A 13,982-nucleotide genomic window follows, 5' to 3' on the forward strand; every position below is an offset into this window, starting at 1 on the left:
CTTTAGGGCTCTCCTATTTCTATTTTAGCTAACTTTTCTCTTTTCCAATGTTTATCGTATAATGGAAGAATAGTACATACTTTGGAGGTACGACATGGATTATGAAAAGGAAATAGTTAAATATAAAGAAAGAATTGCCGAGCTCGAACAAACGATCAAAAAAACTTCAGTTCCCATCATCTCATCAATTGTTAAAGATACAATCCTCGTACCGATTGTAGGATATACGGGGGCGGAGCGGTTTGAACTGATCCGCACAATCGTATTGGAGCATATTGACAATTATCGGGAAGTGAATTCCGTTATCTTCGATTTTACAGCAGCCGATTTTCATGGAAAAGACCAAGATGATTTCAATTCGCTCGCGCTTGAACTCCAGATGCTGAACAATACGTTGAAGCTAATGGACGTACGTCCGATTTCCGTAGGCTTCAATCCACTCGTCGTTAGAAAGATTGTTGCAGCAGGTGTTCAAATGGAATTTGAGTCTTATGTCAATTTCAGGACAGCTCTCAAAGTCCTGCTGAAAGAAAAGAACGAAACATTTTAATGAAGTAGTGGAGGAATCGGCCCATGAAACAAGTCGACGGTTTTTTAGGCAAGTCACAATATGACGCCGAGATCGATAAACGTTTCCAGCCTTCCGCCTGTGGCCCGGTAACTGCCTTCACGATCCTTCGACATCATCGAAGTGATTCCGGCACGAACGTGAATAATCTTTACCGACTGCTCGGCGGAACTCGGATCGGCCTTTTTAAATGGCGCTTCATCCGTAATCTTCGCAAATTGCTTGGTCCCGGATGGACGGTTGAAAAATGTGGAGTCGAAGATGTGAAGTCCGAAATCGATGAAGGACGACCCGTTGCAGCGAAGTTTGATAAATGGTTCTCCTTTCGTTGGTTCGGTACATTCGCTTTTGATTATCATTGGGTGCCGGTTATTGGCTATAAGGAAAGCGACATCGGACTGATCTTGCTCATCCATGACAACGGTGGTCGGAACCGTGAAAGCCGAATCCTCGAAATCGCCTATGAACCAAACCGCCCCATTGTATCATTTGTTAAAATAGCAAAAACCACTGCCGAATAACTCTTGGCAGTGGTTTTTACTTATGAAATACGCATAATTACGTACAATTGCGCATAAACACGGACAGATACGCATAAAACAGTAAAATTACGCATAAACGTTTCTAGAAGCGCATAAAACCTTGAAACTACGCATAAATGTCTACAAACGCGCATAAAACTTCAAATTACGCAATCAACTCTGGGAATAAAGAATTCATCTGACGAATGACCATTGAATAGCCCTTCTCCTCCAACTGCTCCTTTAACCCATTTGAGAAATCTGGAAGACTCAGCTGATCGAGCGGCTCATTGAACTCAAGCTCGCAATGGATTTGTGCCAGTTTTTTTGATAGAAGCAACATATCCATATCCGCTTCGATTTTCTTCCTCATCCCAGGGGCTAATTCAGCCAATGACTCGATGACGTTTTCAACCGTTCCGTATTCCTTCACGAGTTTTAAAGCGGTTTTCGGGCCAATACCCTTTACACCGGGATATCCGTCACTTGTATCTCCCGTGAATGCTTTTACCTCGACAAAACGTTCCGGTGCAATCTCATATTCTTCAACAAAACGATCTTCTGTATAAATATCGTATACGTTATATCCTTTTTTCATGAAAGCGATTTGTACGCCAGGACGCAGTAATTGTAAAAGGTCCTTATCCCCTGTCACAACCGTTATATCTGCCTTGCCCTCCCATTCACAGACGAGCGAACCGATCAAATCGTCTGCTTCCATTCCAGGAATTCCGTAATTCTTCCAACCAATGAGTTCAGACAGTTCGCGCGTCATATCGAACTGCGGTACGAGTTCGGGCGCAGGTTCCGGGCGGTTCGCTTTATATCCGTCAAACAGCTCGTTCCTAAAAGTATGCGCCCCCATATCCCAACAAACAGCCATATGCGTAGGATTGAAAATCGAAGCCGCAGTCATTGCATGGCGAGCAAACCCTTGAACCCCATTTGTCGGGACTCCTTCATCATTGGGGAAGTAATGTCCCATTGCGGACGTTGCAAAAAACGATCTGAATAATAATGCCATGCCGTCAACAAGTACAATATGTGGTTTCTGAAGACCAGTCATTGCTATCATCTCCTAAATATATTAATTTACTTTTCCAAAGCTTATTGAGTGGGTATAGAAATTTAAGGGGGTCATTGTCATGGAATTACATAAAGGTTCATTGTATTGGCCTACTACTTATAAAGCGCCTCATAGAAATAAACCTGCCAAAATAGCAGATTGCTATGACGCAGTGATTGTCGGAGGAGGCATGTCAGGTGCCCTGACTGCGCTATCTCTTTTAGATCGTGGATATCAGATAGCCATTTTGGATAAAAGACGTTTTGCCTCAGGAAGTACATCTGCCAATACAGGTCTTCTGCAATACTCTAATGATATCATGCTTCATGAATTGATTGAACAAATCGGCGAGAAAGATGCTGTGAATTTTTACCGAAGCTGCAAAATATCAGTGGAAAAAATAAAGGAAGTTGCTGATCGCCTGCCTGTCGATCCACATTTCATTTTCAGAGATAGTATTTATTATGCCAGTGACGGGCAAGATGCCGAACGACTTGAAAGAGAATATCGTACATTAGTAAAGTATGATTTTCCTTGTATCTTTTGGGATAGGGAGACTTTATTGAACAAAGCAGGCATCGATCGACCTTGTGCTATTGTGACTCATAGGGACGCGGAAGTTAATCCTTATATTTTTGTAAACGGTATATTTAATCTTGCCGAAGCAATGGGTGCCCATCTGTTTGAATACACGGAAATGGTAGATGTGAATGATGCTGGAGATAAACTAACAATCTTAACTTCCTCTGGAGATATGATGACAAAAAATATCATCTTCACGACAGGATATGAAACATTGCCAATAGGCAAACGGATCGGTGCGGATATGAATCGGTCTTACGTTATAGTGACAGAGCCATTGAAGGAATTGCCCGCTTGGTATAATGATGCTCTTATTTGGGAAACAAAACGTCCTTACCTCTATATGAGAACGACCGCTGACAGGCGCATTATCATAGGCGGATTGGATGAAGATAAAGGGAAAATGGAAATTACGGATCGTTGGATTAAGATGCGTGGAAACGAATTGCGAAATAGTTTCAAAAATCTCTTCCCTGACTTGGAATTAGAAGTCGATTACGCATATTGTGCAACATTCGGGGAATCTATCGACAATTTGCCATTCATCGGAGAGCATCCAAATAGAAAGAAACATTATTATCTATTAGGTTACGGAGGAAACGGCACTGTCTACAGCATGCTTGGTGCAGAAATGCTTGCTGATAAGCTGTGCGAGATTGAAAATCCGGCATCACATATCGTTCAATTGACAAGAATGACAGAAACGGGAAAAAAGAAAATGATTTTATAATGGTAACGATGAAAGAGAAGCTTGCTTTGGGCGCAAGACGACCTACTTTGGGCGCGGAACCTCTCACTTCGGGCGCGCGACGACATGCTTCAGGCGCGGAAACTCTCACTTCGGGCGTGCGACGACATGCTTCAGGCGCGGAAACTCTCACTTCGAGCGCGCGACGACATGCTTCAGGCGCGGAAACTCTCACTTCGGGCGCGCGACGACATGCTTCAGGCGCAGAAACTCTCACTTCGGGCGCGACGACATGCTTCAGGTGCGGTCCCTCTCACTTCGGGCGCGGAACGACATGCTTCAGGCGCGGAAACTCTCACTTTATACGCGCAAACCTACTTTCATCGGAAATAAAAAGCCGCCGCAGATCCAGCAATCCTTCTACTCACCTTCTGCGGCAGTCTCCATTCATTTTTTATTTAAATAATCGGCAATCCTCTCAATATCCGGTCCGAAGATCCTGTCTTCTTCAATTGGTTTTACGATTTGCCGTAATCCTTCCAGTTGCTCTCTTGTTTTCGGTGCCATTTTTTCAGTGCCGCGGAATTTGCAGCCCGTCATCGCGCATAATGCCTCGATAGCAAGGACTTTTCTTGCATTTGCAATGATTTGCTGTGCATGCCTCGCACCGATCGTTCCCATCGATACATGGTCTTCCTGATTGCCTGAAGAAGGAATCGAATCGACCGATGCGGGATGCGCCAATGTTTTATTCTCCGAGACAAGGCTTGCTGCCGAGTATTGCAAAATCATGGCGCCGGATTGCAATCCCGGCTGTGAACTGAGGAATGGCGGTAATCCTTCATTCAATTGAGGATTCACGAGCCGTTCAATCCGTCGTTCCGATATATTGGCAAGCTCAGCGATGCCAATTTTTAAGAAGTCCATCGCAAATGCAATTGGTTGTCCGTGGAAATTCCCGCCGGACACAACAACCTCTCCATCTTCAAAAATAAGTGGGTTATCCGTTGCCGCATTCAATTCAATCTCCAATTTTTCTTTCACATAAGACAGTACTTGCCAGCTTGCCCCGTGGACCTGCGGGATACAACGAATCGAATAGGCATCCTGAACTCGCATCTCCCCTTGTTTCGTCGTCAATTGGCTATCTTCAAGCCAATTTAACATCCTGAAAGCGACATCCTCTTGCTCTTTGTAGCCACGTGCCTCATGGATGGCTGGATGAAAAGCATCTGTAATTCCATGCAATGCCTCCATTGTCATGGCAGCAATCCATTCACTGTCGTAAGCAAGTTTTTCTGCCTCTAAATAATTGACGACGCCTTGAGCAGTCATTGCTTGCGTGCCGTTAATTAAAGCTAGCCCTTCTTTCGCCTCAAGGACAATCGGTTCCAAGCCGAATTCCTCCCATACTTGCTTAGCCGGAATATGGCCGCCATCCCGCCAAACGTACCCTTCCCCTACGAGCACTAGCGCCAAATGGGAAAGTGGCGCTAAGTCTCCGGAAGCCCCAAGCGATCCTTGCTGCGGAATGACTGGGTGAATTCCGTTATTCACCATGAATGCAAAACGTTCAAGCACTTCGACACGGATTCCTGAAAAGCCTTTGAGAAGTGCGTTCAACCGTAGAACGACCATAGCTCGAGAAACTCTTTCTGTAAATGGTTCTCCGACGCCACATGCATGGGAACGGATAAGATGCAGTTGCAGCGCCTTCGTATCCTTTTCATCGATTTTCACATCGCTGAATTTACCGAAACCAGTATTGATACCATACACAGTCTTGTCGTTTTCAACAATACGATTGACAGCTTCCCTGCTTTTTTTCACACGTTCCAATGCATCCGCATTCAACACGACTTTTTTTCCCTTATATAAAATTAATTCCATCTGTTCGAGTGTAAGAGTATATCCAGTTAATTCAATCATCCAAACCACCCTTTCGGCAACATGAATTCGCTTTCCTACTTTTCATCGTACACGATGCAAATAGGATTTTGGTGATTTTTACGAAAATTTGTTCTATAGTAATGTGCTGTTGTTTTAGTGTGATAATGCAATAAAAAAACCATGGCGGTTAAACAAGCGCCATGGATCCTTTCTTATTTAATCTTAATTTTAACATTCCCTTTTATATAGGAAGGGTATGCATGCAATGGGAAATGCAATGGATTTGTAAACTCTACATTCGGTAGTTCAAGACCAAAGTTATTTATTTCGTCATCGCTCTGATAAAAGGAACCCCATTTACTTTGAAGTTCTTTCCCTTCAGCATCGTAAAAAGTTGAAAAAGGATCGTGATAATAGTCTTTTTCACCTTTTAACTTGATGTCCATAAAGAGACCGCGCATCTTCAAATCACTGAATCGTTGATCCTTTGGCTGCTCTACAATTTCTTCGGTTTCCGTATTGATGACTAAGGTAGCCTCTTCTTTATCCAATGCCATTAGCTTGTTGAATTTCAAATAAAGCTCATCCGACTCTTTGAAATAGTTGCTTTGCAAGAAATAAATCTTTCTATTTGGATCCTCTGTGTACCTTGCATATATTCCATTTTTAATTGAAGTCCATACTTCCCCTTTTGCATCTACTATACGAAGGTCCTCGAAACCAAAAATCTCCTTTGTATTTTCCGGGGCACACTCGACTTCAACTGCTGTTTTTAATGGACCGACCGTAATATTTTTTATCATGATTGATTGCCCGTCAACTGTCACTTTCTCATTTATCTCATATTGTTCCTTTTTCACAGGCTGGAGTTGAACTTGGAATGGCAGGCTAATACTTTTCTTCACCTCGTGAGTGTCAATATCATCTCCAATTTGAACTTCTAATACCAATGGTTCTCTTGGTATAGGTGCATTAAGTTCAATTTCCAATGTGTTCATGGACTCCGTTTCGGTTTCGTGGCCCCAATTGTTTGAGTATGATACTTTCTTCGACAAGTCATTCCCATCGGTATCCAATATTCGATAGTTTACGATAAAATCCGGATGGTTTTTCTCTTTGAATGTTACTGTATGGAATGCTACAAGACTCGTTTCATCTGTAATAATACCTTTCAACGTCACTTTTACATTTTCTGTCTCATCTGTGACGTCAATTGGCTGGTAATGATCATTTTCAATCGCCAGCTGAAGCCCTTTATTGTCTTGAATCATTTCGACTATCCGCTCCATCCCTGGAATGGATGCAATTGCATTTGCAAAAGCTGGGGAAACCCGTATAGACGTCACGAACGATAGGATCAAAATTGCTGCGACAACGATGGACCAGATGCCTTGTTTATAAGTACGACGCTTTTGCATTTTTATTTTTGCTTGCTCAAAGCCCTTATTTATCGCATGTTCCAACCGTTCTTCCGGCATTGTCTTACTCTCAATTTCTTCTTTCCATTTCTTCAACTTTTGTTCTTCCTCAAACATGCCCCTTCTCCCCCTTCCCTTCGAAAAATGTTCGTAATGTTTTAACCGCTTTATACAATCTCGTTTTCACAGTTCCTTCAGGCGTTGAAGTCATGTCAGCGATATCTTTAATTTTTAAATCATGTAAGTATTTCAAGTAAACCAATTGACGATCTTTTTCGGATAAATGGCGGAGGGCCTCTTCTACTTCCAAATAAGTAAAATCATCACTTATGCCTTTCCATTCACCAATACGCTCATCAAGAACGTACCGTTTCTTTTTACGTAACACGTCATAGCAATGGTTCATCATGATACGGATGAGCCACGTCTTCGCATATTCTGGCATACGTAATGTTTTTATTTTCTCATATGCACGCACGGTCACTTCCTGCATCGCCTCCAAAGCATCTTCTTCATTTTTCAAATAAGCGAGCGCTGTTCGATAGAGTGCTTCTTTGTTTTCGGACATCAGCTGTAAAAATGCCTGATCATCACCGCGTATTGCCTTTTCGACAAGTTCTATCCCTGTCAATTCCCCACCCCCCATTCCCCCACTATACATTAGACTCGCAAACGAAAAAAAAGTTTTTATACCCAAGAGTCCAACCCAATTCTTTGATTGTTACATATAGATAGGAGGAATCGCTTGAAGGGAGAGAAAAGATGACGAATATAAATCAACACACCGACGAACAGTGGTACCCACAATTGCCTGAAGGGTATACAGGAGAGGGGCAAGAATTACAAGGGTACACAGGTGAAGGGCAAGGAATGCAAGGGGGAATGGAAGGATGGATGCCTGGTGGCATGCAGAATTATGACATGATGACCGCCATGGCGATGCCTCATGATATGGATTGGCAGGGTAGCCATATGTACGGAATGCAGCCAATTGCGTCTCCAGAATTATTTCCGGGACATGGCGGGCCAGGACTTGAAGATGGATTCCTAGCGCAAGGCGGATTCCCGATGCAAGGTGGACCTCCGATGCAAGGCGGATTCCCGATGCAAGGCGGGTTCCCGATGCAAGGCGGGTTCCCGATGCAAGGCGGGTTCCCGATGCAAGGCGGGTTCCCGATGCAAGGCGGATTCCCGATGCAAGGCGGATTCCCGATGCAAGGCGGATTCCCGATGCAAGGCGGATTCCCGATGCAAGGCGGATTCCCGATGCAAGGCGCACCTGGATCCCAAGGCGGATTCCCGATGCAAGGCGCACCTGGATCCCAAGGCGGATTCCCGATGCAAGGCGCACCTGGATCTCAAGGCGGATTCCCGATGCAAGGCGCACCTGGATCCCAAGGCGGATTCCCGATGCAAGACGGGCCTGAATTTCATGGCGGATTCCCGCAAGGCACCCCTGGATTCCAAGGTGGATTCCCTAGCCAAGGCGGACCTGGATTCCCTGGGCAAGGCGGACCTGGATTCCAAGGCGGATTCCCGATGCAGGGCCGAACTGGATTCCAAGACGGATTACCTGAGCAAGACCCGCCTGAATTGCCAGACGAACTAGTTGCGCAAGGCAGACCTGGATTTCCAGGGGGCGGATTCCCTGGGCCAGGTGGACCTGGATTTCCGGGAGGAGGATTCCCTGGGCCAGGCGGGCAACAAGCACCAACTTCCCCGCCACCAAGCTTCACCCCACAGTATCCAAGCGTTCAGGCTTTTGCGGTTGATCCAGGAGCCATAAGAGGATGCCTGTTTAGAAATACGTTTATTTGGACATCGAGACGGCGGGGCTTCTGGTTCTACCCTACATTCGTAGGACGCACTTCTGTAGCGGGATACCGTTGGAGCTCAAGTGGGCGAAGATGGATGTTTACTGGAATTGACTTGAATCGGATTGAACAGTTTACTTGTTTTTAAGACAACAATGAAAAGACCGACTCCGTTGAGTCGGTCTTTAGACTGTTACTTTTAGAGTAAACCTCGTTTATTATTCATGAATATTCCTTTCAGTACATGTAATTTCTATTGTATTATTCATCGGATCCAAGATAGGAAAACTCCAGTACCCCTTCCATTCGGGCTTGCTATAATATCTTGGTACTTCTTCACTTAATACTGAATGAACAATATCAATAAAATCTTCTTTAACACATTCTAGAGACCAGCTTGCCCTTGGCTCTGTTCATGTAAAGCCTAATCGCTTTACCATTTTAGTGTTCCCCTTTATCTCTTTCCCTATTGGTAATCCACCGTATTAACTAGAATCCTTTATACAAGTTTTTGCCCCTAACTTAACTCAGTCCATCAAACCGGTTTGTTATAAAAAAAACAAGCGTTTTTAGTTTTGTTAGAATTCGTTTGTTAGTAAATGATTTGCTCGAAGTAATTCCGCTAAATTCTGCTTATTTCGATCCAAGTGTAGTCCTTTTATGCCGACCCGACGTGCTCCTTCTACGTTCTCATTTTTATCATCAATAAATAAACAGTCTTCACCTAATGTTTGTGTTTCATTTAGCGCAATCTGATAAATGGCTTCACTTGGTTTCTCTTCTCCTACAAAGGCAGAAAGTATAATCGTGTCAAAATAGTTACGAATTCCGAGTCGATCAAATATCGAGTCCATACTTGGCATTGCATTTGAAATGACGGCCAGTCTATATTCTTTACTTACGTTCATAAGTACGTCTTGCACTTCTGGAAAAAGCTCGCAATGGCCAGCATAATGAGTAGAGGTAAATAATTCGTCTGTTACGTCTTTCTGTCCAATCCCTTCAGCAATTACGCCATAATATCTTCTATAGTATCGTTCTTCCTCGTTCCAGTTTGTTATGAAGGGCAATTTAATCGATTTAACCTTCCTAAGCGCAGCGTCAATCTGTGATCTACCATATCCTTTTTCGATCAGTAGAGACCTTACTCGGTCATCACCTTTTATTGGAGTATCAAAAAGGACACCACCAGCATCAAAAAAAATCACTTTTACTCCATTTTTTTTAGGATTCATTTTTAACTCCGATTGTACATTTCTCCACCAGAATTTCTCCATTTGAAGTGTTGAGGATCACGTCAAAATTCTCACTGTACTGATGCATAAACAATTTGTATTGGATCCGCCTTTCTTCATGGGACTGTCTTAAATAATTGATATCGGTGCCTCTTTCCGTCACATCGCGGTCCAGCCTCCTTACCAATTCGGTCTCATCGTCTGTATAAAGATATATTTTCAAATCAAATAGAGCCGGGTCAATAAAAGCTACGCACATTCCTTCCACGACGGTCACTCTATTATCAGAAGAGACCAATTCACTCGCAGCAAAATGAGCATTAATCGTATACAAGTTATGACCGTCCCTCACCATCCGGACATCTCTTTCTAATGAAGGCAAATGATGTGCCGTTGGATGACAAGCAGTCATCTTGTAATGATGTACTTCATTTTGGTATGTATATTCAATCATGGTATTCTTCCGTACATGTGAACTCACAATATATGGATCCGTATTCATATAATTTACGTTGTCTAGCACATGTAGTAACTTACGGGCAAATGTAGTCTTTCCTGCAGCCCCGTGTCCTGAAATTCCAATGACGATTCTTTTTTTTGTTGAGTTAATCCAATTGGCTATTTCTCTGACTATTTTATCCATCCTTTTCCTCTCCTAACTTAGTAACTACTTATGCATTCATAATAATATAAAAATTCGTAAACCTCCATCCAATTTAATTTAGGATGGAGGTTTTTCATGTGGATGACATCTATTCATCTTCAATACTATGTCCGAGGCTTCTGCCATACTAAGGCTCTCAAAACCGTATTCACTCCTCAATTTTGACACTAACTGGAGGATCTCAGTCAAAAACTGAATGTTTTCGTCGATGTCTTTTCCGAAATTATGAGGATGCCACCAAAGATGAAACACCTCACCTTTCCGAGCGGCATGCGTTATGCTTTTTTTAATTCTTCTTAAACGCATTGGTTCCAGGATTTTCAACTTGGCCATGTAAGGCCTTAAAAATCGGCTGGAAGGCAAGTTTACGATCGGTTCTATTTCAACTTCAGAAATCGGATACGTATTATGTCCGCTAATATTCAAATAACTATCCAATAATCGAAGCGCTCTTTTCATGATCCCTTCGCTATGGAAACGACTTGCCCGATATAGCCAACTTCGTTCATTTCCTCTAAAACATTGAATCCCGTACTTTTTACAAACTTGTAAATAACTTTGATTCGTCTGGTTTCTTGGAAACGCCAGCGACTTAACGACATGACCGTTTGAATTTGCAATTCTCATTGCAGCTTGTAAATCGGCCTCAAAACTTTTTTCATTTTGTCCTTCTTCTAAACAATAATAGTGCGAAAATGTATGGGTTGCCATTTCCTGATTCGAATATGTCTCAATTATCTTTATCAAAGATTTTGCATAATGAAATGGATCATTCAATTCATTTTCTCCAATATTTTTCAGTTTTTTATAGGGGGAAAAGTTACTGTTTTCATAGTTTGGCTGGAGGGAGGGGAGGCTATCTAATAACTCTTTTTTATTTTCACAATAGAGCATTCCAACGGTTGCCCAAGTGGCATGAATATCGAAGCGGTGAAATAATTCAAGCATTCGCGGTATTGCTTCACGAACACCTAATAGATTTTCTTTATATTGTTCTACTGAAACAACATCATGTACGCCCCAATTCAACTCAAAATCAAGCGAAATGACAAATGCGCCTTGTTTGCTCATACTATTCCCTTCAATAGTTTCAGTTTCAAATCTCGAACCTTCATAATTATGTTTCCAATCATCGATTTTGATTCATATCCTGAGTAAGCTTGAACAATTTTTCCACCGAAACCTAATTTGAATTTCCGGATATTTTCATCGTCTGTTAAACCACCCATATCGTATACTAGTTGCCCCTTTTCTTTATACCACAGTAAACTCTTCCATATTAGGAGTCGATTTGCCTGGCTCATAATTCTCTTTAACTCTCGATCATCTACAATTCGGAAATGGGATGCGGAATACAAATTCAATACGACAATACCATCTGTCATGTAAATACGATAGCAGAGAATATTATTATCTTTATCTTTCATGTACGTAAGCATAAGCGCATTTTGGTCACGAAGTAGCTTCATTGTCTGCATGTGGTATGAATTAAACATATGTGTGCGTTTATCTTTTGCAAAACGATTATAAAATTCTTGAAAGTCCATCAATTCCTGATCTGTTGGATTGTCTACTATTACATGTGTAAATCCTCTTTCCAGTGCACTTTTAATTTGCCGCCGAGTCGTTTTATTCATTTCCATCAGTAATTCATTTTCATCTTTCCGTAAATCTATTTGTATAGTTTCAAAGCTCCTAAGCGAACTTTTCGGAATCAAAGAATGTGCGTAGCCAATTAGGTGGGCTTTCACATCGCCTTTTCGGATATCCTCTGTCGCTAAATAATATGTTTTGATCTTTATGTTCATTAATTTTCTATCAATCGCAATCATAAGCTACTTGCCCCCAACTCTTCACTCTGTAACATAGTATTTACTAACACCAAAATACGTTCTTTTAACGATTTGTTTGCTAAACGTAAATCCTAGTTCCTTCAATGCAGCAATATCTTTTTTAGAATTTCCCTTTATCGTTACATAGATTGTTTTCGCTTTACAGTGTTGCTGTACGAATGTGCATATGTCTCTCAAGGTAACGTTATTCCAGTTATCGATATATACACATTTTCCCCGAAAGTCCTCATGATAGGCTATATGATCGATCCGTAGCATCTTTTCGTTTATCCAAAATATATTTTCGAACGACAGAATTCCCGCTGGATAAAACCCTTTGAATCCGCCGTATATTTTTCTACAAATTTCCTTCATATGGTTATTAGCTATATCGAAACTATTTATTGCATCGTTAATCGATAATTCAATAAAGCTCTTGGAACCGGATAAATTCAAAATCTCTTTTCCATCTAATTTATATACAATGTATCGTTTTCTTTCGAATACATACTCTTTAACACTAGTCAAATATGCCATTATTTCTTCCTTTATAGCTTTTGACTCCGCCTTACGGAATAGATTCCTAAAAATAAACAGCAGTTTCCCAATCGTATTTCGAATAAACAGTACAAAACTATAATTTCTCTTCATTCTCTCAATCAATGATTCCTTCAGCGTTAAAAATCTTCGAATACCATTGGCCTTACTAGTATTCGATGAAAAAATCATTTTTCTTGTATAGTCTTCGTCTGTATTCCACTCGAATTTATAAGGTTCATAACCAATACTAAAATCAAATATATTAATATTATCTGTTTTACATTGCAGTATCTTTTCCTTTTCAAGTATTCTACCCGGGCCGAATATTTCAAAGTCAAGATCATAGGCCAACACATATACAAGCAATCTCCCTCGACATCTGAACCCGTAATGGAAAGCGATCATCGTGTCATTAATGTAAAGTGCATCGAGTTCAGTTTGCATCGGGCCATTCCGAACACCCGCAAGACTCAGGTAAAATGCTTTTTCCTTGTCTTTTGAAAATCCGCTTGTGTCCCTCTTTTTCTTCCACAGTTTATCACGGAGTTGAAAGACTAATTCCATTTCTTCTGGTCCGACCCTTAAAAATTTCACATTTCCATTCTTCCGTAACCGCTTTTCCCTTCTGTCAAGCCCATGCAGTCTCTTTCTTTTATTCATATATTCTTCAATTATTACATCTTTTAAATTAATATACGGGGTAACAACCCGATGACTTGAAAAAACAAATTTCCGTTTCTGTAAATAAAGTTCTAAACTTTTTGGGGTTTTTCCACTTTCAAGTAACCCATGCAAGTAAAAAACAACATTCCTTCTTACTTTAATCATTTCATCAAATACGAATTCGATCACATCATCTAACAAATAATTATATACAACAAAATCCATATAATTTGCGTGACCGAAAGCCATAAAAGTATACGTATGACAAAACCACCGTTTTTTGTGAATGAAAGGAATAAATCCAATTGGCCTACCATCTTGTTTGACGAGCATAATTTCCATATCGTATTCATCGCCAACATGCTTCAACCATTCATAAACCCAGACAAATTCGATAAACGGATTTGTATTATGATTTTCCTCCAATATGAGAGACCAATCATCACGGTACTGATCAAGTTGATCCAGTGATGTAATTCGTGTAAGCTCCATGATTTCCTC

Annotated in this window: 13 protein-coding genes; 4 read left to right on the forward strand and 9 right to left on the reverse strand. The window is 41.4% G+C overall.

Annotated elements, in window-relative coordinates; genetic code table 11:
* The first annotated feature begins 94 nt into the window (after positions 1–94).
* Positions 95–550 carry an STAS domain-containing protein gene (locus MHZ92_RS15090; RefSeq protein ID WP_239432553.1) on the forward strand — a complete coding sequence of 152 codons (456 nt, stop codon included), beginning with the start codon at positions 95–97 and terminating at the stop codon, positions 548–550.
* Positions 551–573: 23 nt separating this feature from the next.
* Entirely contained in the window at positions 574–1,089 is a 516-nt protein-coding gene (locus MHZ92_RS15095) for a hypothetical protein (RefSeq protein ID WP_239432554.1), read from the forward strand.
* 166 nt (positions 1,090–1,255) lie between these two features.
* Here the strand turns inward: MHZ92_RS15095 and MHZ92_RS15100 are convergent, their stop codons facing one another.
* Entirely contained in the window at positions 1,256–2,155 is a 900-nt protein-coding gene (locus MHZ92_RS15100; RefSeq protein ID WP_239432555.1) for a 5'-3' exonuclease, read from the reverse strand.
* 79 nt (positions 2,156–2,234) lie between these two features.
* On the opposite strand from MHZ92_RS15100, the gene MHZ92_RS15105 reads away from it, so the two are divergent.
* Positions 2,235–3,467 (forward strand): NAD(P)/FAD-dependent oxidoreductase, encoded by a 1,233-nt coding sequence (locus MHZ92_RS15105; protein WP_239432556.1) that lies wholly within the window; start codon positions 2,235–2,237, stop codon positions 3,465–3,467.
* A gap of 405 nt (positions 3,468–3,872) precedes the next feature.
* Here the strand turns inward: MHZ92_RS15105 and hutH are convergent, their stop codons facing one another.
* From hutH to MHZ92_RS15120, 3 genes are all read right to left on the reverse strand, one after another.
* Positions 3,873–5,354, reverse strand: coding sequence for a histidine ammonia-lyase (gene hutH, locus MHZ92_RS15110; RefSeq protein ID WP_239432557.1), 1,482 nt, complete (start codon positions 5,352–5,354; stop codon positions 3,873–3,875).
* Between the two features lie 173 nt (positions 5,355–5,527).
* Positions 5,528–6,850, reverse strand: coding sequence for a DUF4179 domain-containing protein (locus MHZ92_RS15115; protein ID WP_239432558.1), 1,323 nt, complete (start codon positions 6,848–6,850; stop codon positions 5,528–5,530).
* Positions 6,843–7,364 carry a sigma-70 family RNA polymerase sigma factor gene (locus tag MHZ92_RS15120; protein ID WP_239432559.1) on the reverse strand — a complete coding sequence of 174 codons (522 nt, stop codon included), beginning with the start codon at positions 7,362–7,364 and terminating at the stop codon, positions 6,843–6,845. The genes MHZ92_RS15115 and MHZ92_RS15120 overlap by 8 nt, the downstream gene beginning before the upstream one ends.
* Before the next feature lie 131 nt (positions 7,365–7,495).
* Here MHZ92_RS15120 and MHZ92_RS21645 point away from each other — a divergent pair, with 131 nt between their 5' ends.
* A complete protein-coding gene (locus tag MHZ92_RS21645) occupies positions 7,496–8,695 on the forward strand; it encodes a hypothetical protein (RefSeq protein ID WP_370644758.1) in 1,200 nt (399 codons plus the stop codon).
* A 430-nt stretch (positions 8,696–9,125) separates the two neighbouring features.
* Here the strand turns inward: MHZ92_RS21645 and MHZ92_RS15130 are convergent, their stop codons facing one another.
* The 5 genes from MHZ92_RS15130 to MHZ92_RS15150 all read right to left on the reverse strand — a co-directional run bounded on the left by MHZ92_RS15130 (position 9,126) and on the right by MHZ92_RS15150 (position 13,973).
* Positions 9,126–9,782, reverse strand: a complete 657-nt coding sequence (locus tag MHZ92_RS15130; RefSeq protein ID WP_239432560.1) for an HAD family hydrolase — start codon at positions 9,780–9,782, stop codon at positions 9,126–9,128.
* A complete protein-coding gene (locus MHZ92_RS15135; protein ID WP_239432561.1) occupies positions 9,772–10,425 on the reverse strand; it encodes a uridine kinase family protein in 654 nt (217 codons plus the stop codon). The genes MHZ92_RS15130 and MHZ92_RS15135 overlap by 11 nt, the downstream gene beginning before the upstream one ends.
* Positions 10,426–10,503: 78 nt before the next feature.
* On the reverse strand, positions 10,504–11,517 hold the full coding sequence (locus MHZ92_RS15140) for a polysaccharide deacetylase family protein (RefSeq protein ID WP_239432562.1): 1,014 nt from the start codon (positions 11,515–11,517) through the stop codon (positions 10,504–10,506).
* Positions 11,514–12,278 carry a hypothetical protein gene (locus MHZ92_RS15145; RefSeq protein ID WP_239432563.1) on the reverse strand — a complete coding sequence of 255 codons (765 nt, stop codon included), beginning with the start codon at positions 12,276–12,278 and terminating at the stop codon, positions 11,514–11,516. The genes MHZ92_RS15140 and MHZ92_RS15145 overlap by 4 nt, the downstream gene beginning before the upstream one ends.
* A 21-nt stretch (positions 12,279–12,299) precedes the next feature.
* The gene (locus MHZ92_RS15150; RefSeq protein ID WP_239432564.1) at positions 12,300–13,973 is read right to left on the reverse strand and encodes a GNAT family N-acetyltransferase; all 1,674 of its coding nucleotides are present in this window, start codon (positions 13,971–13,973) and stop codon (positions 12,300–12,302) included.
* Positions 13,974–13,982: the final 9 nt, after the last annotated feature.

The organism is Sporosarcina sp. ACRSL (assembly GCF_022346605.1).
In the GTDB taxonomy this organism is placed as follows: Bacteria; Bacillota; Bacilli; order Bacillales_A; family Planococcaceae; genus Sporosarcina.